At 71.2% G+C, this 20,088-nt stretch carries 17 protein-coding genes; 6 read left to right on the forward strand and 11 right to left on the reverse strand.

Annotated features, from left to right (window positions below; all coding sequences use genetic code 11):
• The first annotated feature begins 75 nt into the window (after positions 1–75).
• Both QFW96_RS18610 and QFW96_RS18615 read left to right on the forward strand, forming a co-directional pair.
• Positions 76–882, forward strand: coding sequence for an ABC transporter permease (locus QFW96_RS18610; RefSeq protein WP_281456966.1), 807 nt, complete (start codon positions 76–78; stop codon positions 880–882).
• Between the two features lie 3 nt (positions 883–885).
• On the forward strand, positions 886–1,707 hold the full coding sequence (locus tag QFW96_RS18615) for an ABC transporter ATP-binding protein (protein WP_281456967.1): 822 nt from the start codon (positions 886–888) through the stop codon (positions 1,705–1,707).
• 254 nt (positions 1,708–1,961) lie between these two features.
• Here the strand turns inward: QFW96_RS18615 and mdlC are convergent, their stop codons facing one another.
• From mdlC to QFW96_RS18630, 3 genes are all read right to left on the reverse strand, one after another.
• Positions 1,962–3,557 (reverse strand): benzoylformate decarboxylase, encoded by a 1,596-nt coding sequence (gene mdlC, locus QFW96_RS18620; RefSeq protein WP_281456968.1) that lies wholly within the window; start codon positions 3,555–3,557, stop codon positions 1,962–1,964.
• Between the two features lie 70 nt (positions 3,558–3,627).
• The gene (locus QFW96_RS18625) at positions 3,628–4,263 is read right to left on the reverse strand and encodes an LppU/SCO3897 family protein (RefSeq protein ID WP_281456969.1); all 636 of its coding nucleotides are present in this window, start codon (positions 4,261–4,263) and stop codon (positions 3,628–3,630) included.
• 58 nt (positions 4,264–4,321) lie between these two features.
• A complete protein-coding gene (locus QFW96_RS18630; protein WP_281456970.1) occupies positions 4,322–4,885 on the reverse strand; it encodes a DUF4334 domain-containing protein in 564 nt (187 codons plus the stop codon).
• A 390-nt stretch (positions 4,886–5,275) separates the two neighbouring features.
• Between QFW96_RS18630 and QFW96_RS18635 the strand changes: the two genes are divergently transcribed.
• The 3 genes from QFW96_RS18635 to QFW96_RS18645 all read left to right on the forward strand — a co-directional run bounded on the left by QFW96_RS18635 (position 5,276) and on the right by QFW96_RS18645 (position 8,773).
• Entirely contained in the window at positions 5,276–6,937 is a 1,662-nt protein-coding gene (locus QFW96_RS18635; protein WP_281456971.1) for a DNA repair helicase XPB, read from the forward strand.
• 107 nt (positions 6,938–7,044) lie between these two features.
• Positions 7,045–7,638: a suppressor of fused domain protein gene (locus QFW96_RS18640; protein WP_281456972.1), complete on the forward strand. Its 594-nt coding sequence runs from the start codon at positions 7,045–7,047 to the stop codon at positions 7,636–7,638.
• A gap of 154 nt (positions 7,639–7,792) precedes the next feature.
• Entirely contained in the window at positions 7,793–8,773 is a 981-nt protein-coding gene (locus QFW96_RS18645; protein WP_281456973.1) for an o-succinylbenzoate synthase, read from the forward strand.
• Between the two features lie 204 nt (positions 8,774–8,977).
• On the opposite strand, the gene QFW96_RS18650 is transcribed toward QFW96_RS18645, so the two are convergent.
• From QFW96_RS18650 to QFW96_RS18680, 7 genes are all read right to left on the reverse strand, one after another.
• Positions 8,978–9,769, reverse strand: coding sequence for an SRPBCC family protein (locus QFW96_RS18650; protein ID WP_281456974.1), 792 nt, complete (start codon positions 9,767–9,769; stop codon positions 8,978–8,980).
• Positions 9,770–9,983: 214 nt separating this feature from the next.
• Entirely contained in the window at positions 9,984–10,838 is an 855-nt protein-coding gene (locus QFW96_RS18655; RefSeq protein ID WP_281456975.1) for an FAD binding domain-containing protein, read from the reverse strand.
• On the reverse strand, positions 10,835–13,264 hold the full coding sequence (locus tag QFW96_RS18660) for a xanthine dehydrogenase family protein molybdopterin-binding subunit (protein ID WP_281456976.1): 2,430 nt from the start codon (positions 13,262–13,264) through the stop codon (positions 10,835–10,837). Before QFW96_RS18660 ends, QFW96_RS18655 begins: the two co-directional genes overlap by 4 nt.
• On the reverse strand, positions 13,261–13,827 hold the full coding sequence (locus QFW96_RS18665) for a (2Fe-2S)-binding protein (RefSeq protein ID WP_281456977.1): 567 nt from the start codon (positions 13,825–13,827) through the stop codon (positions 13,261–13,263). Before QFW96_RS18665 ends, QFW96_RS18660 begins: the two co-directional genes overlap by 4 nt.
• A 131-nt stretch (positions 13,828–13,958) precedes the next feature.
• Positions 13,959–15,077 (reverse strand): XdhC family protein, encoded by a 1,119-nt coding sequence (locus QFW96_RS18670; RefSeq protein ID WP_281456978.1) that lies wholly within the window; start codon positions 15,075–15,077, stop codon positions 13,959–13,961.
• Positions 15,078–15,130: 53 nt separating this feature from the next.
• Positions 15,131–16,273, reverse strand: coding sequence for a vWA domain-containing protein (locus QFW96_RS18675; RefSeq protein WP_281456979.1), 1,143 nt, complete (start codon positions 16,271–16,273; stop codon positions 15,131–15,133).
• Between the two features lie 131 nt (positions 16,274–16,404).
• Positions 16,405–17,271 (reverse strand): AAA family ATPase, encoded by an 867-nt coding sequence (locus QFW96_RS18680; RefSeq protein WP_281457076.1) that lies wholly within the window; start codon positions 17,269–17,271, stop codon positions 16,405–16,407.
• Between the two features lie 89 nt (positions 17,272–17,360).
• On the opposite strand from QFW96_RS18680, the gene QFW96_RS18685 reads away from it, so the two are divergent.
• The gene (locus QFW96_RS18685; protein WP_281456980.1) at positions 17,361–17,927 is read left to right on the forward strand and encodes a suppressor of fused domain protein; all 567 of its coding nucleotides are present in this window, start codon (positions 17,361–17,363) and stop codon (positions 17,925–17,927) included.
• A gap of 67 nt (positions 17,928–17,994) precedes the next feature.
• Here the strand turns inward: QFW96_RS18685 and QFW96_RS18690 are convergent, their stop codons facing one another.
• Positions 17,995–19,989 (reverse strand): glycoside hydrolase family 84 protein, encoded by a 1,995-nt coding sequence (locus QFW96_RS18690; protein WP_281456981.1) that lies wholly within the window; start codon positions 19,987–19,989, stop codon positions 17,995–17,997.
• Between the last annotated feature and the right edge of the window lie 99 nt (positions 19,990–20,088).

The following is a 20,088-nucleotide window of genomic DNA, read 5'->3' on the forward strand; positions in this document are numbered from 1 at the left end:
TCCCGGCTTTCCCAATTCCCCGGGAATTGACATCGCGAATTCACTGGAATTCAACGCGCGGTTGCGAGGTGCGCAATGAAGAAGACGCGTGGATTTCTCCGCCAGTGGCTCGTGTTCATCGTCGCCGTGCTGCTGTGGGAATTGGTGACCCAGCTCGCGCAGCACCCGTTCTTCCCGTCGCCGAGCAAGATCCTCGCCACGGCCGGGCAGAAGTGGTTCTCCGGACCACCGCAGTCGCTGTTCCTGACCACCGAGGCCACCGGCGACCTGCTGGCCAGCCTCGGCCGGGTCGCGCTGGGCTGGGTGCTGGCCGCGGTCATCGGCGTCGCCCTGGGCACGCTGCTGGGCCGGTCCCGCACGCTGCTGGACTACGTCGGGCCGCTGATGGCGTTCATGCGCGCCATCCCGTCCCCGGTGCTGGTGCCGGTGTTCATCGTGCTGCTGGGCATCGGCTCGTCGATGCAGATCACCGTGATCGTGTTCAGCGTCGTGTGGCCGATCCTGCTCAACACCGTCGACGGCGTCCGCTCTGTCGACCAGGTCAAGGTGGACACCGCGCGGTCCTTCCGGATCCCGCGCGGTCAGTGGATCACCGGCGTGGTGCTGCCCGCCGCCACGCCCAAGATCTTCGCCGGACTGCGGGTTAGCCTGTCGTTGTCGCTGGTGCTGATGGTCGTCTCGGAGCTGGTGGGCTCCACCAACGGCATCGGCTACCGGTTGATGTTCGACCAGCGGCAGTTCGACTTCCCGGCGATGTGGGCGGGAATCGTCCTGCTGGGCGTCCTCGGATACGTACTGAACACCCTGCTGCTCGTGGTGGAACGCCGTGCGCTGAGCTGGCAGCCCTCGCAGGCGTCGGCGGACCAAGTTGTCGGAGGCTGACCAATGACCCGAACGAACACGATGCTGGAAGTCTCCGGACTCGGTCACCGCTACGGCGGGGAGAACGGGCACCAGGCCATCGCCGACCTCACCTTCGAGGTCCGCACCGGTGAGCTGGCGTGCATCGTCGGCCCGTCCGGCTGCGGCAAGTCGACCATGCTGCGAGGCATCTCCGGCCTGATCAAGCCGACCACCGGCGACGTGAGCCTGCACGGCGAGCCGGTCGACGGCGTGCCCAGCGACCTGGCCGTGGTCTTCCAGGACTACAGCCGCTCGCTGTTCCCGTGGAAGTCGGTGCGCGCCAACGTCGAGTTCCCGCTGCAGGCCCGCGGTGTCAGCCGCGCCGAGCGGCGGGAGCGCGCCGACGAGGTGCTGGAGTGGGTCGGCCTGTCGGGCGCGGCGAAGAAGTACCCGTGGCAGCTCTCCGGCGGCATGCAGCAGCGGGTGTCGATCGCCCGCGCCCTGGCCTGCCGGCCGGCGCTGCTGCTGATGGACGAGCCGTTCGCGTCGGTCGACGCGCAGACCCGCTTCGAGCTGGAGGACCTGCTGCTGCGGGTCCGCAAGCAGTTCGACAGCACGGTCCTGCTGGTCACCCACGACATCGACGAGAGCATCTACCTCGCCGACCGGGTGTTCGTGCTGTCGAAATCCCCGGCGACGATCGTCAAGGACCTGGAGATCCCGCTCGGTCGCGAGCGCGACCAGATCACCACCCGCGAGTCGGAGACGTTCGTGCACCTGCGCAGCGAGGTGGCCCGCCTCCTCGACGTCAAGAGCGCAGGCCCGGCCCCGGCCTCGTCCGCGGAGACCACTCAGGTCATGTGACGCAGCGGAGAAGGGCGGTCCCGGTTGCTCCGGGACCGCCCTTCTTCCATGTCAACCTCGGTGCAAGCGGCGGAGCCGCGAGGTGCGGAGCCCGCTCTCGCAGCCGGCACCGCCGCGGGTTCTCAGACGTCGTCTGGCGAGTACGCCGCGACGCCGTGTATTGGCATACAAAAGGAGTGGCGCACGGAGTCCAGGCGGCGTCTGAGGTTCCGCTACCCGCACCGCCACGCAAAACGAGTGCCGAACTGTGGGTTTCAGTACAGGAAGCGCTGGCCCGGGTCGACCTTGACGTGCAGCAGGCTCGGGCCCTGCTTGCCGGAGAACTCCTCCGGCAGCGCCTGGGCGAGCTCCTCCGGGGTCTGGATGAGCTTGGCCGGGCAGCCGAGGCTGGTCGCCAGTCCGACGAAGTCGATGCCGCCGAGTTCCACGCCCGGCAGCTTGCTGCCGCCCGCGGCCTCGCCCAGCACCGCCACCGCCGCGTAGCGCGAGTTGTCCATGATCACGAAGGTGACCGGGGCCTGCTCGCGCACCGCCGTCCACAGCGACTGGATGCCGTACATGCTGGAGCCGTCGCCCAGCAGCGCCACCGTGCGCCGGGCCGGGTCGGCCATGCCGACGCCGACCGCCGCGCCCACGCCGTAGCCCAGGGCGCCCGAGAAGCCGGTGAAGAACCCGCCGTCGGTGGAGCGCACCGGGAAGTACTCGTGCAGGTCGTTGCGGTGGCTCGGGGTCTCCTCCACGACCGCCGCGTCGGCGGGCAGCTGCTCGACGAGCGCGTCGAAGACGTAGGAGGCGGTCATCGGCGTGGTCGCGGCGGGCTTCTCCGGCCGCGGCATCGTCGCGGGCGCCTGCCGCTCCAGGTCCTCCAGCTGCGCGTTGACCTGCGGGACCGCGTGCGCCATCGTGCCCATCACGCCGCGCCCGGAGCGGGCGCGCGCCAGCACGTCGGCGTCGTCGTGGACCAGGAACAGCTCCGGCAGCGCGACCTCGGCCTCGCCCCGGTAGACGTGGTAGGTGAACGCGGGCGCACCCCACACCACGACCAGGTCGTAGCTCCCGAGCTCCTGGCTGAGCAGCCGCTGCTCGGGCTGCAGGAACCCGGCGAAGCACGGGTGGTCCTCCGGGAAGGAGCAGCGCGGCGACATCGGCGGCGCGTACACCGACGCCTTGGTCTTCTCCGCCAGCCGCACCATCTCGTCCACCACGCCGTCGGCGTCGACGGCGGGGCCCGCGACGAACGCGGGCCGCTCGCAGCGCCGCAGCGCCTCGGCGAGCTCGGTGATCGCCGTCGGGTCCGGCGCGAACCCGGGCGTGCGCGGGCGGGCCGCGACCTCGACGCCCGGCTCGTCCCAGTCGTCGGCCGGGATGGACAGGAACACCGGGCCGTGGGGCGGGGTGGTGGCCATCTGGTAGGCGCGCACCAGCGCGGCCGGGACGTCCGCGGCGCGAGCGGGCTCGTAGCTCCACTTCACGTACGGCTTCGGGAAGTTCGGAGCCTCGGTGGCGCCCAGGAACGGCTCGCCGAACATCAGGCTGCGGGTCTGCTGACCAGCGGTGATGACCATCGGCGTGCGGTTCCGGTAGGCGGTGAACACCGCGCCCAGCGCGTGCCCGACGCCACCGGCCGAGTGAAGGTTGACCAGCACCGGCTCGCGGCGGGACTGGGAGTAGCCGTCGGCCATCGCGACCACCGCGGACTCCTGGAGCCCGAGCACGTAGTGGAAGTCGTCCGGCCAGCCGGTCAGGAAGGGGACCTCGGTCGTGCCCGGGTTGCCGAACACCGTGGTCAGCCCGAGCTCGCGCATCAACCCCCGGGTGATGTCGCGGACCGTGCGATCCTCGCTACCCATGTCCATCCCCTCCTCGCCGCGCTGGTCCCGACCCGTCGCGGCAGACCGAATTCGTTAGCGGTAAGAAACTCTAAACGCCCTGGACGTCTCCGAAGCAGACGGTTTTCCGGCTGAAGACGTAGTAGCCCTCGTTCTCTTCGCAGGCCGACTCCGGGTCCTGCCCGCCGACGACCCTGGTGACCTGGTCCTCGGCCTTCGAGCACTCCAGCTTCAGCGGCAGGACTCCCTCGTCCTGCTGGAACGGCGTCAGGCAGTCGCCGACCCGGACGTCGAGCACGATGCAGTAGGTGCTGTCGTCGGCGAAGTTGACGTAGTCGTCGCCGCAGCCCGCGAGGTCGCGCCCCTCGCGGACGTCGACGACCTCGTAGTCGGAGTCCGGGGAGCCGCAGTCGGCGGAGGCCATGCGACCGCCGCGCTCGTCGTTCAGCGCCATGCAGTCACCGGCCTCGATGCGGTTGCTCGCGGCCACGGCGAGCGTGATCGCGACGGCGCTCCCGAGCAGCAGCACCACCGCGCCGATCACGAGCCCGACGACGAGACCGGTCCGCTTCTTCGGCGGCGGCGGCGGTGGCGGCTGCTGGTTCCCCGCGACCTGCCGCCAGAACGCGTCCGAACCCTGCTGCGGGTACTGGTAGCCCTGCTGCCAGCCACCCGGGTACGGGCCGGACTGCGCGCCGTAGGGGTCCGGTTGCGGTGGGTAGGTCACTGGTCCTCCGTGGTCGAGTTCGCCACGATCAACCTACCCGGCCAGGGAAAACACCTGGTTACGCGGCATCCCGCCGGAGCACGAACAGGAAGGGGGCGTCGAGGCCGCGCAGGTCCATCGCGCACAGCAGCGTGTCGTCGTCGACCTTGCGGAACGGGTCGTGGATCGGCAGCGCGTCGTAGACCATCGCCGCCGAGGACACGCCCCGGTACTCGACCATCCGCAGCCGCGCGCGGGGTTTCGCCGTGGTCATCAGGGGCATGAGCAGCCGGAACAGCTTCGCGACGACCGGGCTGTTGAGCTTGTCGGCGATGCCGAGCATCAGCCCCACCGGCATGAACGCGGGGTTGATGCTGACCACCCGGTCGCCCTTGCCGCGGAACAGCAGCGGCTCGGCGTCCTCGGGACCGCTGAACCGCTTGCCGTACCAGCCGAAGCGCTCCAGCAGCCCGTCGAACGGGTTCCCGGTCGCGATGCCGTTCCCCCGCCACGTCCCGGCCAGCTCCTCGACCCGCACCGGCGGCAGCGAGTCGAACAGCTCCAGCACGTCCTCCCGCCGGACCCGGCCGTCCTTCGCGGCCCCGGCCTCCAACTCCCGCAACCGCCCCACGACGTCCACCACGACCCGCACCCTCCTCACCGATCACGACCAAGATCGAAAAACGCTCCCACCCCTCCCCTCCCACGACAATCCCCCGAGCGCCCCAGTCCGCGCCCCGGCCTCCCGCCGACCGCTCCAGTCCGCACTCACGTCACCAGGGGACAGTTTTTCCTCGAATCACCCATGATCAATGTCCGTTATGCCCGGACAGTTCTCACTAAAACCGTCATCTGGTGACGCACGCGCGCGTCGGGATCAGGCGATGTGGGTCACTTCGCCGGGTTCTGGGGGTCGGACCCGCGGGGAGCAGGTCGGAGCGGGTGGAATACTGGGTCGGGAGTCCGGTTGGTGGCTGCCAACAGCGCTGATCACCTGCGGAAACGCCGCCCGAACCCCGAGGGAGCGCTCACCTTGACCGACGGACCTCTCATCGTCCAGTCCGACAAGACGTTGCTGCTCGAGGTCGATCACGACCTCGCCGACGACGCGCGCACCGCCATCGCACCCTTCGCCGAGCTGGAGCGCGCGCCGGAGCACGTGCACACCTACCGGATCACGCCGCTGGCGCTGTGGAACGCCCGCGCCGCCGGGCACGACGCCGAGCAGGTCGTCGACGGCCTGGTCCGCTACTCCCGCTTCCCCGTCCCGCAGCCGCTGCTGGTCGACATCGTCGAGACCATGGGCCGCTTCGGACGGCTGCAGCTGGTCAACGACCCCGCGCACGGACTCGTGCTCAGCTCCGTCGACCGGGCCGTGCTCGAAGAGGTCCTGCGCAACAAGAAGATCATCCCGATGCTGGGCTCGCGCATCGACGACGACACCGTCGTCGTGCACCCCAGCGAGCGCGGACGCCTCAAGCAGATGCTGCTCAAGGTCGGCTGGCCCGCCGAGGACCTCGCCGGCTACGTCGACGGCGAAGCCCACCCCATCGAGCTGGAGCAGGACGGCTGGAACCTGCGCGACTACCAGCGCCAGGCCGTCCAGTCCTTCTGGGCCGGCGGGTCCGGCGTCGTCGTGCTGCCCTGCGGCGCGGGCAAGACCCTCGTCGGCGCCGCCGCGATGGCCGAGGCCGCCGCGACCACGCTGATCCTGGTCACCAACACCGTCGCGGGCCGCCAGTGGAAGCGCGAGCTGATCGAGCGGACCTCGCTGACCGAGGACGAGATCGGCGAGTACTCCGGCGAGAAGAAGGAGATCCGGCCGGTCACCATCGCCACCTACCAGGTGATCACCCGCCGCTCCAAGGGCGAGTACAAGCACCTGGAGCTGTTCGACTCCCGCGACTGGGGCCTGGTCGTCTACGACGAGGTGCACCTGCTGCCCGCCCCGGTGTTCCGGATGACCGCCGACCTGCAGTCCCGCCGCCGCCTCGGCCTGACCGCCACCCTCGTCCGCGAGGACGGCCGCGAGGGCGACGTGTTCTCGCTGATCGGCCCGAAGCGCTACGACGCCCCGTGGAAGGACATCGAGGCCCAGGGCTGGATCGCGCCCGCCGAGTGCGTCGAGGTGCGGGTGACGCTCACCGACGACGAGCGGCTGCGCTACGCCACCTCCGAGGCCGAGGACCGCTACAAGCTGTGCGCGACCGCGCGCACCAAGGCCCCGGTGGTGAAGGCGATCCTCGACCAGCACCCGGGCGAACCGGCCCTGGTCATCGGCGCCTACCTGGACCAGCTGCACGACCTCGGCGAGGCGCTGGACGCACCGATCGTGGAGGGCTCGACGAAGAACAAGGAGCGCGAGGAGCTCTTCGACGCGTTCCGGCGCGGCGAGATCAACCGGCTCGTGGTGTCCAAGGTCGCCAACTTCTCGATCGACCTGCCGGAAGCCTCGGTCGCCGTGCAGGTCTCGGGCACCTTCGGCTCCCGGCAGGAGGAGGCGCAGCGGCTCGGTCGCCTGCTTCGTCCCAAGAGCGAGCGCAAGCAGGCGCACTTCTACTCCGTCGTCTCGCGCGACACCCTCGACACCGACTACGCCGCGCACCGGCAGCGCTTCCTCGCCGAGCAGGGCTACGCGTACCGGATCGTGGACGCCGACGACCTGCTCGGCCCGGCCCTCCCGGACGCAGGGTGAGGATCTGCGGACAGTCGTCCTCCAAAAGGGGTCCGCGTGCGGCTGCTTTGCAGCTACCGTTGCGATGAACGAACGCAGCGTCTGAGCTGCAAGACACTGGAGATCGGATGGAAACCGAGCACGAACGACCGGCGATGGGCGGTGCGCACCGCTTCGTCGGACTCGCGGAGAACCTGGAACGCTACGCCGGCACGCCCACCGGCGCCGAGCCGCCGAACGTGCACGGCAGCAACCGCGGCTACGGTCTGGTGTTCTTCTTCCTCGAGGAGCTCCATCTGACGACGGTGATCAGCAGCGGCCTGCGGTTCCAGCCGCTGGGCGCCGAACCGGCGCAGGAGCTGGCCTGCACGGTCTACAAGGAGCAGGCCGAAGCCGCCCGCCACCTCGTGGACCTCACCTCGGAGCTGCTGGTGCAGCAGCGCACCTTCCTGGTGCCGGACCAGATCGTCCCGAACGAGAAACCGCTGCTCCCGGGCACGGAGTTCCACGGCGTCCTCGCCAGCGGCCACCCGATCTTCCCCTCGGAGTTCACCCGCTTCACCGACCCCGAGGGCAACGAGCAGCTCCAGGTCTTCACGCTGCTCCCGGTCACCCTGGGCGAGCTCAACTACATCCTCGACCACGGTGTGACAGCCCTCCGCCAGCAGTGGGCCCGCTTCGAGGTGGACGTCTTCGACCTCGGCCGCCCCAGCATCGCCTGACCCCGCACCCGACCAACGACCCGACGTCCTCACGTCGTCGCGATTTCAATGGAAGTCGGGTTCCCGATTTCCATGGAAATCAGATCCCCGACTTCCATTGAAATCGCGTGCCCTCGGGGGCGCGGGTGGCGGTGCGGGCTGAAAGGATTGGGGTATGGCGAGCTTCGATCCTGCGGCGTTGGATGCGGTCCGGGTGTACGCGTTGCCGATGCGGAACCGCTTCCGCGGGATCACCGTGCGGCGCGGGGTGCTGATGTCGGGCCCCGCCGGGTGGGGTGAGTTCTGCCCGTTCGAGGACTACGACGACGCCGGGGCCGTGCCGTGGTTGCGGGCCGCGCTGGAGGCGTGCCACGAGCGCTGGCCCGAGCCGGTGCGGGAGCGGATTCCCGTGAACTGCACCGTTCCCGCCGTGTCGGCGGAGAAGGCGCAGCAGATCGTGGCGGGTTCGGGGTGCCGGACCGCGAAGGTCAAGGTCGCCGATCCGGGGCAGCCCGCCGCGGACGACCTGGAGCGGGTCGCCGCCGTGCGGGACGCGCTCGGGCCGGACGGGGCGATCCGGGTCGACGCGAACGCCGCGTGGGACGTCGACACCGCGATCGAGCGCATCCGCGAGCTCGACAAGGCCGCCGGGGGTCTGGAGTACGCCGAGCAGCCGTGCCCGAGCGTCGAGGAGCTGGCCGCGGTGCGGCGCAAGGTCGACGTGCGGATCGCCGCCGACGAGAGCATCCGCCGGGCCGAGGACCCGCTGCGGGTGGCCGTGGCCGGGGCCGCCGACGTGGCGATCATCAAGGCGACCCCGCTGGGCGGGGTCCGCCGGGCGCTGCAGGTCGCGGAGGCCTGCGGGCTGCCGTGCGTGGTGTCCTCGGCGGTGGAGACCAGCGTCGGCCTGTCCGCCCAGCTCGCGCTGGCCGGTGCCCTGCCGGAACTGCCGTTCGCCTGCGGTCTGGGCACGATGGCGCTGCTCGACGGCGACGTCGTGGCCGACTCGCTGCTGCCCGAGCAGGGCTCGATGTCGGTGCCCACGGCGCCCCCGGAGCCCGACCCGGCGCTGGTCGCGGCCGCCACCCCGCCCGCCGACGTGCAGCGCTGGTGGCTCGACCGCCTCGGCCGGGTCGGAACCCTCCTGGGGGCCTAGGGGGCCGTTGAGGCATGCGGCGGAGCCGCGTTCTCTTCCACCACCCCGGCAACTGGCACCGGCGCGGGTTCTGAGCGCCTTCGTGGCGAGCACGCCGGGACGCCGCGTATTCGAATGCTCAAGGAGCGGCGCACGGAGTCCACGAAGGCGCTCAGGTTCCGCACCCGCACCGCCACGCAGGTTGACCACGAACCAGTTTCAGGATCAAGCCGCGCGCTTGCGGGCGCGGCGCTTCTTGAAGCGGCGCAGGACGATGAAGGCGACGAGCAGGCCGATCGCGGCCGGGGCCACCCGCTTGAGGACCGGCGCTCCGGCGGTGCCCAGCAGGTCGATGGCCTCGTCGTTGGCGGCGGGCTCGGACGCCGAGGCCGCGCTCGAATCGGCCGGGGTGACCCGCCAGCTGGTGTCCTTGCGCGCCGAGGTCGACCCCACCGCGGCACCGGCGGCGGCCGCACCCGCAGCGGCGGCGGTGCCGTTCCCGCTGGAACCGCTGGAGGTCTCGGTGCTCTTCGGCTCCGCGGCAGCCGACTCCTGGGACGCCGGGGCCTCGCGCTCCGACTCCAGCTTCTTGGCGAGGTTGTCGGCGAACTGGTTCAGGATCTTGCCGCCGACCTCGGAGATCAGGCCCCGGCCCAGCTGGGCGGGCTTGCCGGTGACCTTGAGGTCGGTGTCGACGGTGCCGTGGGTGGTCCCGTCCTGCTCGGTCAGGTTCACCACGACCGTCGCGGCCGCCGTGCCCGCGCCGCGCGAGTCCTTGCCGCTGGCGTCGATGACCAGGCGGCGGTTCTTCTCGTCGACGTCCTTGAAGACGCCGGTTCCCTTGTACAGCAGGGTGACCGGGCCGAGCTTGACCTTCACCGATCCGGCGAACTCGTTCCCCTCGGCCTTGGTCAGCGTGGCGCCGGGCATGCACGGAGCGACCGCCTCGGGGTCGGTCATCGCCTTCCACGCCGCATCGATCGGCACCGGAACGCTGAACGTGTGCTGCATCTCCACTGGAAGGTCCTCCTGATTGGCCGTGCTCGGCTCAGGCGCAGAGCCGTCGTTGAGTCTGAAGCTATAACGCAGTCCGCCCACCAGCCTCCCAGGCCGGACGGCGTGCCGGTAGCCCGTTCGGCCCAGCGAGTCGGACCACCCCGTCCACGAGAAGGATCGGGGCCTGGCGACGATTCCTCGCAACCGCCGCCAGGCCCGCATCGATCGATCGTGATCAGCCGCCCGCCGCCGCGAGCACGGCGCGACCGGTCAGCACCTCGGCGAGGTGCTCCCGGTAATCGGCGTCGGCGCTGGAATCGCCTGCCGCGCTGGTGCCTTCGGTGGCGTGCCGGGCCGCCTCGCGGATGGCGTCGGAGGTCGCCTGCTTGCCGACCAGCGCCTGCTCCACGCCCATCGCCCGGATGGGGGTGGCGCCCATGTTGGTCAGCGCGATGCGCGCCTCGGCGATCGCACCGCCGGAGACCCGCACCGCGGCGGCGACGCCGACGATCGACCACGCCTGGGCGACCCGGTTGAACTTCTCGTAGTGGGCGTTCCAGCCGGTCCACTTCGGCATCCGCACCTCGACCAGCAGTTCCGTCGGTTCGAGCGCGGTCGTGAAGTAGTCGACGAAGAACTCCGACGCCGGGACGGTCCGGCGGCCGGTGGGCCCGGCGATGACCATCTCGCAGTCCAGCGCCAGCGCCGGGGCCGGCAGGTCACCGGCCGGGTCGGCGTGCGCCAGCGAGCCGCCGAAAGTGCCCCGGTGGCGCACCTGGGGGTCGGCGACGGTGCGGGTGGCCAGCGCGATCAGCTCGGCGTGCTGCTGGATCAGCGGGTCGCGCTGCACCTCGTAGTGGGTGGTCATCGCCCCGATGACGAGCCGGTCGCCGTCCTCGCGGACGCCCCGCATCTCCGGGATGCGGCCGACGTCGACGATCGTGCCGGGATCGGCCATCCGCATCCGCAGCACGGGCAGCAGGCTCTGCCCGCCGCCGAGCACCTTGGCGTCCTCGCCCGCAGCGGCGAGCGCGGCCACCGCCTCCTCGACGGTGGAGGGCGCGGTGTATTCGAACTGTGCCGGGATCACTGGACACCTCCGGGGTTCATCGAGCCGAGTCCGCCGCCCGCCTCGGGCGCGGTCTTCCCGGACGCGCGAGCGCCGGTCATCGCCCGCCACACGCGCTGCGGCGAGCAGGGCATCTCGACGTCGTTGACGCCCATCGGGCGCAGCGCGTCGACGATCGCGTTGACCACCGCCGGGGTCGAGGCGATCGTGCCCGCCTCCCCGACTCCCTTGACGCCCAGGGCGTTCGAGGTCGCGCGGGTCTCGGTGCGGTCGGTGACGAACTCCGGCAGGTCGGCGGCCGAGGGCACCAGGTAGTCGGCCAGGGTGCCCGTGGTGAGCGTGCCGGTCTCGTCGTGGACGGCCTCCTCGTAGAGCGCCTGCGCGATGCCCTGGGCGAGACCGCCGTGCACCTGGCCCTCCACGATCAGCGGGTTGACCACCGCGCCGATGTCGTCCACGCACACGTACTTGCGGATCTTGACCTGCCCGGTCTCGGTGTCCACCTCGGTGGCGCAGAGGTGGGTGCCGTGCGGGAAGGAGAAGTTCTCCGGGTCGAACGTGGCGTCGGAGTCGAGGTTGGGCTCCACCCCGTCGGGCAGGTCGTGCGCGGCGAACACCGCGAGCGCCACCTCGGCCATCCCCACGCCCCGGTCGGTGCCGCGCACGCCGAACTTGCCCGCGGCGAACTCGACGTCTTCCTCGGCGCATTCGAGCATGTGCGCGGCGATCGGCTTGGCCTTGTCGATGACCTTGTCGGCGGCCGCGACGACGGCCATGCCGCCCACGACCAGCGACCGGGACCCGTAGGTGTCCATGCCGCGCGGCGAGACCTGGGTGTCGCCGTGTAGCACCTCGACGTCCTCGAACGGCACGCCGAGCCGGTCGGCCACGATCTGGCTCCACGCCGTCTCGTGCCCCTGGCCGTGCGGGGTGGCGCCGGTGACGACCTCGACCTTGCCGGTGGGCAGCATCCGGATCGACGCGTGCTCCCAGCCGCCCGCGCCGTAGGACAGCGAGCCGAGCACCCGCGAGGGCGCCAGGCCGCACATCTCGGTGAACGTGGAGACGCCGATGCCCAGCTGGACCGGGTCGTTGTCGCGGCGGCGGCGCTCCTGCTCCTCGCGCAGCGAGGTGTAGCCGAACAGCTCCATCGCCTTGTCGGTCGCGGCCTCGTAGTTGCCCGAGTCGTAGGTGAGGCCCGCGACGGTGTCGTACGGGAACTCCTCGTGGGCGATCCAGTTCTTGCGCCGCACCTCCAGCGGTTCCATGCCCAGCTCGGCGGCCAGCTCGTCCATCATCCGCTCGATGCCGAAGGTGGCCTCCGGACGTCCGGCGCCGCGGTAGGCGTCGGTCGGCGTCTTGTTGGTGAACACGTTGGTGCAGCTGAAGTGGTACGCCGGGATCTTGTAGATCGAGTTGAACATCAGCGCGCCCAGGATCGGCACGCCCGGGGTGACCAGGCGCAGGTAGGCGCCCATGTCGGCGAGTAGTTCGACCTTGAGCCCGGTGATCCGGCCGTCGCGGGTGGCCGCCATCGACAGCTTCTGGATCTGGTCGCGGCCGTGGTGCGCCGAGACCATCGACTCGGAGCGGGTCTCGGTCCACTTGACCGGGCGGCCGAGCCGCTGGGCCATCAGGAACGCGAGCACCTCCTCCGGCGTGACCTGCAGCTTCCCGCCGAATCCGCCGCCGACGTCGGGGGCGATGACGCGGATCTTGCTCTCCGGCACGCCCAGCGTCATGGCGAGCATGACGCGCAGGATGTGCGGGACCTGGGTGGCCGACCAGACGGTGATCTGCTCACCGGTCGGGTCGACGACGACCGAGCGCGGCTCCATGAACGCCGGGATCAGCCGCTGCTGCCGGAAGGTCCGCTCGACGCGCACCTCCGCGCTCGCCAGCGCCTGCTCGACGTCGCCGCCGGTGCCGGCCTCGACCGAGTCGAAGGTCCACACGGCGTTGGTGTTGGTGCCCAGGTCCTCGTGGACCAGCGGTGATCCCGGCGCGATCGCGGAGGGCATGTCCAGCACGACCGGCAGGTCCTCGTAGTCGACGTCGATGGCGTCCATCGCGTCGCGGGCCTCGGCGGCGGAGCGGGCGGCGACCATCGCCACCGCCTCACCGGCGAAGCGCACCTCGTCGACGGCCATCGGCGGTGCCTGCGGGGCCTTCATGTCCTCGGTGATCGGCCACGCGCAGGGCAGGCTGCCCTGGACGTCGGCGATGTCGCGGCCGGTGACGACGGCGACGACGCCCGGGGACTTCTTGGCGGCCTCGGTGTCGATCGCGGTGATCTTGGCGTGCGCCATCGGCGAGCGCAGGATCGCCAGGTGCAGGGTCCCGCTGGGCGCGAGGTTGTCGGTCCAGCGCGTGCGGCCGGTGATCAGCCGCGCGTCCTCCTTGCGCTTGCGGGAACGACCGAGTTCCGGCTCTGCCACAGCGGTCATGACTGGCGACCTCCCGTTGCCTCGGCACCGGTCCGCTCGTCGGCGGGCCTGCGCTGCATGGGCGTGTCGTCGGTGTGCTCGGCCGCGGGCCCGGCGCCGGGTTCCATGCGCTGGGCGGCGTCGCGCACCGCTCGGACGATGTTCTGGTAGCCGGTGCAGCGGCAGAGGTTGCCCTCCATGCCCTCGCGCACGGCCTGCTCGTCGGGTTCGGGCTCCTCCGCCAGCAGGTCCAAGGCCTGCATGATCATCCCGGGCGTGCAGTAGCCGCACTGCAGCGCGTGGTTGTCGTGGAAGGCCTCCTGCAGCGGGTGCAGCTTGCCGTCCTGGGACAGCCCTTCGATGGTGGTGACGTCGGTGCCGTCGGCCTGCACGGCCAGGACGGAACACGACTTGACGCTGTGCCCGTCCATGTGAACGGTGCAGGCGCCGCAGTTGCTGGTGTCGCAACCGATGACGGTGCCGGTCTTGCCGAGCCGCTCGCGCAGGTACTGCACGAGCAGCGTTCTGGGTTCCACTTCGTCGGTGTACTCGGTGCCGTCTACGTTGACGGTGATGCGGGACATGGAGCGGCCTCCTCGCCAGGAGCGCGAGCGTTCGGGAACGCGACTATCCGCCGAGTGACGGATGTCACTCGGCTAGAGGGTCCTACTCCGTCCCGGCGAGAGCAAGAGCACCCGGCGAGGGGCCACTGCTCTCAGTCGTGGTGGTGGATCGGACCCTCCACGTCCGAAAGCCTCACACCGCGGCCGCCCCAGCGCAGCGCGATCAGCTCGGCGGCGATGGACACCGCCGTCTCCTCGGGCGTCCTGGCGCCCAGGTCGAGGCCGATCGGCGAGGACACGCGGGCCAGCTCCTCCTCGGTGACGCCCTCCTCGCGGAGCCGCTGCATGCGGTCCTCGTGGGTGCGGCGCGAGCCCATCGCACCGATGTAGCCGACGTTCTGGCGCAGCGCTTCCTGGAGCACCGGCACGTCGAACTTGGGGTCGTGGGTGAGCACCATGACGGCGGTGCGCTCGTCGAGCCGTCCCTCCTCGGCCTGGCCGGCGAGGTAGCGGTGCGGCCAGTCGACGACCACGTCGTCCACGCCCGGGAAGCGGCTGTTGGTGGCGAACACCGGGCGGGCGTCGCACACCGTGACCCGGTAGCCGAGGAAACCGCCCATCCGGGCCATCGCGGCGGCGAAGTCGATCGCGCCGAAGACCAGCATCCGCGGCGGCGGCTCGAAGGAGTTGACGAACACCCGCATGCCCTCGCCGCGGCGCTGCCCCTCCGGGCCGTACTCGATGACGCCGCTGCGGCCGCTGGCGAGCATGCCGCGCACGTCGTCGACGACGGCGTCGTCGACCCGGCTGGAGCCGAGCGTGCCGCGCACCCGGTCCCGCCAGATCAGCAGGTGGGTGCCGACCTGGGCCCGCTCCGGGTGCTCGATGACGGTGGCCACCGCGACCGGCTCCTCCGCGCGCACCGAGGCGGCGACCTCGTCGAGGTCGGGGAAGGTCTCGCGGTCGATCCGCTCGACGAAGACGTCGAGGATGCCGCCGCAGGTCAGGCCCACCGCGAAGGCGTCGTCGTCGCTGACGCCGTAGCGGCGCAGCACCGGATCCGAGCCCTGCAGGACGGTGGAGCCCTCCTCGTAGACGGCGCCCTCCACGCATCCGCCGGACACGCTGCCGACAGCTTCACCCTCCTGGGTGACGAGCATCGAGGCGCCCGCAGGGCGGGGCGCGGAGCGGAAGGTGGCCACCACGGTGCCCAGCCCGACGGACTCGCCGGCCTCCCAGCGCTTGGTCAAGTCGTCCAACACGTCACGCACAGCACACCTCCACGGGCCTCACCGGCCCCTTCAAGCATCCACCCGGACCGGCGTCAGGCGAAACCGACCGGTACGCCGGGGATCTGCTCCCCGGACTGGGAAAGTCTGCGAACCCATGACCAGATGTCTTCCAGCGACCGCAGGCTGTGACCGGCCACCATTCGGTCAACGTGCGGGAGTGCCGCCACAATTCCGGATTGCACGGGTTGATATCCGTCGTGCCCGGCGTGCGGGTTCGCCCAGATCACGCCCCGGGCCAGGCGGTGCAGCCTGCGCATCTGCTCGGCCAGGTCGGACGCGTCGCCGCGCTCCCACCCGTCGGAGAAGAGCACCACCACGGAGCCGCGCGCCATGCCGCGCTGACCCCACCTGTCCAGGAACACCCGGAGAGTGTCACCCAGTCGTGTGCCCCCGGAGAAGTCGGGGACCGCTCGGGACGCCGCCTGCAGCGCCGACTCCGCGTCGCGCTGGCGCAACTGCCTGCTCACCCGGGTCATCCGGGTCCCGAGCGTGAAGACCTCGGTGCTCGCCGGGGCCCGGCGCACCACGACGTGGGCGAAGCGCAGCAGCGCGTCCGAGTAGGGGCTCATCGAGCCCGAGACGTCGATGAGCAGCACCACCCGGCGCGCCCGGCGCGAGCGGTGCTGGCGGGGCAGGCGCACCGGCTCCCCACCGGAGCGCAGCATCGCCCGCAGCGTCGCCCTCGGGCTCAACGCCCCGCGCTTGCCCGGCTCGCGGCGCAGCGCCGGGCGCGTCGGGGGCTCGGGCCGCAGCATCGCCAGCATCCGGCGGAGGTGCTCGCGCTCGGCGGCGCTGAGCTCGGTGACGTCCCGGTTGCGCAGCACCTCGGCGTCGCTGGCCGCTGCGGCCAGGGGGTTCTCGCCCTCCCCCTCGCCGTCGGCGCCCTCAGCCGTCAGCGCCGCGATCTTGGCCTGCCGGACCACCGGCTGCCCCGGCTGCTCCACGGGCATCGGCTCACCGCTGAACCACGTCGCGAACGCCGAGTCGTACCGCGCGACGTCGTCGGGCTCGGAGCACAGGGTCAACCGCCCGGCCCAGTACACCCCGTCCCGGTCGGTCACCCCCACCTGCTCCACGGCGTCCAGGAAGCTCTGCACCCGGTTCGGCCCCACGGCCATCCCCGAGTGCCGCAGAGCCCGGGCGAACCCCACCAACCCGGTCACGGTCTCCACCACGCACCTCCTCCTCTGCTCACCTGGGGTTTCACGATTACCGCCGTAATCCGCCCACGGAATACCGCCGTAATCGGGGTCCCGAATACCGCCGTAATCCGGTCACCCCGAGGTGGGCGGCAGCGGACTCGGGCTCAGGGGGCGGTGAGGACTCCTGCTGAGCGGACTCGGTCCGCGTCTTCCCGGTACTTGAGGACCGCGCCGAGGGTGGTGGCGGCGGTTTCCGTGTCCAGGGAGCCCGCGCCGAGAGCTTGGAGGGCTTGGGTCCAGTCGAGGGCCTCGGCCACGCCCGGGGGTTTGAGGAGCTCCATCTGGCGCATCCGCTGGAGGGCACCGGCGACCTGCTCGGCGAGGCGGACGTCGACGCCGGGGAGGCGCCGGCGCAGGATCGCGACCTCGCGCTCCAGGCCCGGGTGCTCCAGCCAGTGGTAGAGGCAGCGGCGCTTGAGGGCGTCGTGGACCTCGCGGGTGCGGTTGGAGGTGAGGATGACGATCGGCGGCTCGGCGGCGCGCACCTCGCCGTACTCCGGGATGCTCACCGCGTACTCCGAGAGCACCTCCAGCAGGAACGCCTCGAACTCGTCGTCGGCGCGGTCGATCTCGTCGACCAGCAGCACGCACGGCGCTTCCTGCAGAGCCCGCAGCAGCGGCCTGGCCAGCAGGAATCGCGGCGTGTAGAGGGAGGATTCGGCGGCGTCGGCGTCCAGCTCACCGCCGGAGGCCGCCTCCAGGGTGCGCAGGTGCAGCAGCTGCCGGGGGAAGTCCCAGTCGTAGAGCGCCTGGGCGGCGTCGATGCCCTCGTGGCACTGCAGGCGGATCAGGTCCACCCCGAGCGCCGCCGACAGGGCCTGGGCGAGCGCGGTCTTGCCGGTGCCCGGTTCGCCTTCGGTGAGCAGCGGGCGCCGCATCCGGATCGCCAGGAAGGCCGCGGTCGCGATCCCGTCGTCGGGCAGGTAACCGGTTTCGTCCAGCGCCGCCGCGACCTCGGCCGGTGATGTCATCTCGAGAGCGTCAGCCACCCCCCGAGCCTATTCGACCGCACGGCATCACCCCATAGGATGCGCGTCGGTCACGATCACGAGGTGGGTGCATGAGCAGGTTCCAGGGGTTCCCGGCGCACGTGGAGAAGCACGTCGGGCGGGTGCGCGGCGCGGACAGCCGCAGCGCCGGAGGTCGCGAGCGGGCCTACAACCTCGTCTACTGCGATCACGCCGACGACGCCCACGTAACCGTGCTGACCAGCGGACTCCGCGAGCACACGGCAGGCGCGCCGCTGCCGCAGGAGCTGCTGTGCACGCTGCACCGCGACCAGGAGGTCTACGCCAAGCACCTGGTGGGCGTGATCGCCGAGCTGCTCACCGAGTCGCAGGCGCGGGTGGGCTACGGCGCGCTGATCATGAACGACCGGGTGCTGCTGCCCGACACCGACATCGCGGGCGCCCTGGCCGCGCCGCACCCCTACCTCGGGGACGAGTTCGACGTGCTGCTCGACGACGGGGAGCCGGTGCTGCAGCTGATCACGCTCATCCCGATCACCCGGTCGGAGTCGCAGCTGGTCGCCCGCTTCGGCCGCGACGCGCTCTACGACCGGTGGGAGGCGTCTGAGACCGACCTCGTCGACATCTTCCGCGCGGATGTGGGCAGGGGACAGTTTTAGTGAAAACTGTCCGGACATTTCGGACATTGATCATGGGTGATTCGAGGAAAAACTGTCCCCTGCCGAGTCACCGCAGACCGGGGGCCTGGGCGATGAAGGTGTCGAGCACACCGTCGGCCACGAGGACCTGGCCCGCGGGGCGGACCTCGGCGGTCGTGGTGCGGATGCGCTGGGCCGCGTCGACGGCCCAGCGGGCCTCGTCGAAGCGGGCCTTGGCCATCGCCTCGTCGCCCGAGGCGCGGGCCTGGAGCCCGTCGGCCGTGGCGAGCAGCGCCTGACCCCACTGGTCGGTGGCCGCCAGCCAGTGGTCGGTGTCGGCGACGAAGTCCCTCGGCGCCCCGGCCCGGATGCGCTCCGGAGCCGCGGCGATGACCTCGGCGTAGGCCCGCAGGTCGCGGACCGCCGCGCGCCGGTCACCGCCGGACCACCCCGCGCGGAACGCGTCGAGACGACGGGACAGCTCCGGGGCCGGCGGCAGCCAGGCCGAGCCGTTCGCGACCGGGGCCATGTGCTCCAGGTCGAAGAACGCCAGCAGCGCCTCCACCGTCGCCGGATCGCCCCGCACGCCCGGGTCCTCCCCGGCGAACCGCTTGCCCGCCAGGTACTCGGCGGCGGCCCGCCACGACCGCTGCGGGTCGAAGTCCTCGTCGTTCCAGGAGAAGTCGGCCGCGCCCATCTCCACGACCTTGCTCGCCGCGGCCTGGTTCATCGGGTTCACCACGTCCCCGGCCAGCTGCCCGCCGAGCCCGCGCTCGCGCTTGTCGTAGGAGCCCAGCATGATCCGGCCGCGCGAGCCGTTGAAGTCGTTGACCGGGTAGTTGTCCCACAGGAAGACCTTGCGGCCCCACACCCGCTCGGCCTGCTGCGCGTCGGACACGGTGATCTGGCGCGGGATCACGCCGTCGCCGGTCCACATCACCAGCACCCGCGGGTCCAGGACCTCGCGGATCGCGGTCTTGTACTCGGAGTCCTCGACGTCGGAGTACTCGGTCGGCACGAACTGGAGCGGCGCGACGCCCTGGTGGGTGTCGACGAACTCCCGCTGCACCCGGTTGAGCAGGTCGGCCTGCGCGCGACCGGCCGAGCCCTCCGAAGGGCTGCCGTAGGCGCGCTCGTCGCCGTCGCAGTTCCAGCGGGTGTAGGAGATGTCGTCCAGCGGCAGCGAGAAGTCGCGGACGCCCTCGTCGTACATGGCCTGCAGCTTCGCCTGCAGCGCCTGGAAATCGCGCGGATCGCTGTAGCAGATGGAGTTGCCCGGCGAGAGCGCGAAGGTGAACTTCACGTGGTGCGCCTGGGCCTGCCCGATCAGCTCGCGGACCTCGCCGATCTCCCGCTCCGGGTACGGCTCGCGCCACTTCTCCCGGTGGTACGGGTCGTCCTTGGGCGCGTAGACGTAGGTGTTGAGCTTGACGTCGCCGTAGAACGCCAGCTGGTCCATCCGCTCCTCGTGCGTCCACGGCGGGCCGTAGAAGCCCTCGATCGCACCGCGCAGCGGCATCGCCGGGCGGTCCAGCACGCCGACCCCGGCGATGCGGCCCGGCGAGACGAGCTGCCGCAGCGTCTGCACGCCGTAGTAGACCCCGGCGGGGTCGGAGGCGCCGACGAACACCTCGGCGTCGACGTCCGGGCGCACCGCCAGCACGTAGCCCTCGTTCGCCATCGGCACCGGGGCGCCCATCCCGGCTTCCTGCAGCCCCTTGACCACGGTCGGCGCGGTGCGCTCACCGATCCGCACCCGAAGCGCGGCGTCGTCGGCGGGTTGGCCCGGCTCGCGGATCACGACGTCGTCGGCGCCGGCGAGCTCGAAGACCTGCTTGGCGAGGTCCTGGGTCGGCTTGTCGACCAGCGGGTCCACCACGATCTCGACCTTGCCGCGGACCGCGACGTCGTCACCGATCCGGTCGATGCCCTCGGGCTGCGGCACGACCGACGGCAGACCCTGACCGGGCAGCGCGTCGGAGCTCTGCGGCGCGGGCTGCTCGGGTGGCGCGGAGTTCGTGCACCCCGCCAGAGCCATCACCCCGGCTGCGCACACCGCGAACGACCTGGCAAAACCGCGCATCGAGCTCCCCATCCCATCCAACGTCGACGCCCCAGTCCAACACACCCGGGTGTGCCCCGAACGGGTCACCTACCCGCCTGACGCAAAGACGAAGGGCCG

The organism is Saccharopolyspora ipomoeae (assembly GCF_029952525.1).
In the GTDB taxonomy this organism is placed as follows: Bacteria; Actinomycetota; Actinomycetes; order Mycobacteriales; family Pseudonocardiaceae; genus Saccharopolyspora; species Saccharopolyspora ipomoeae.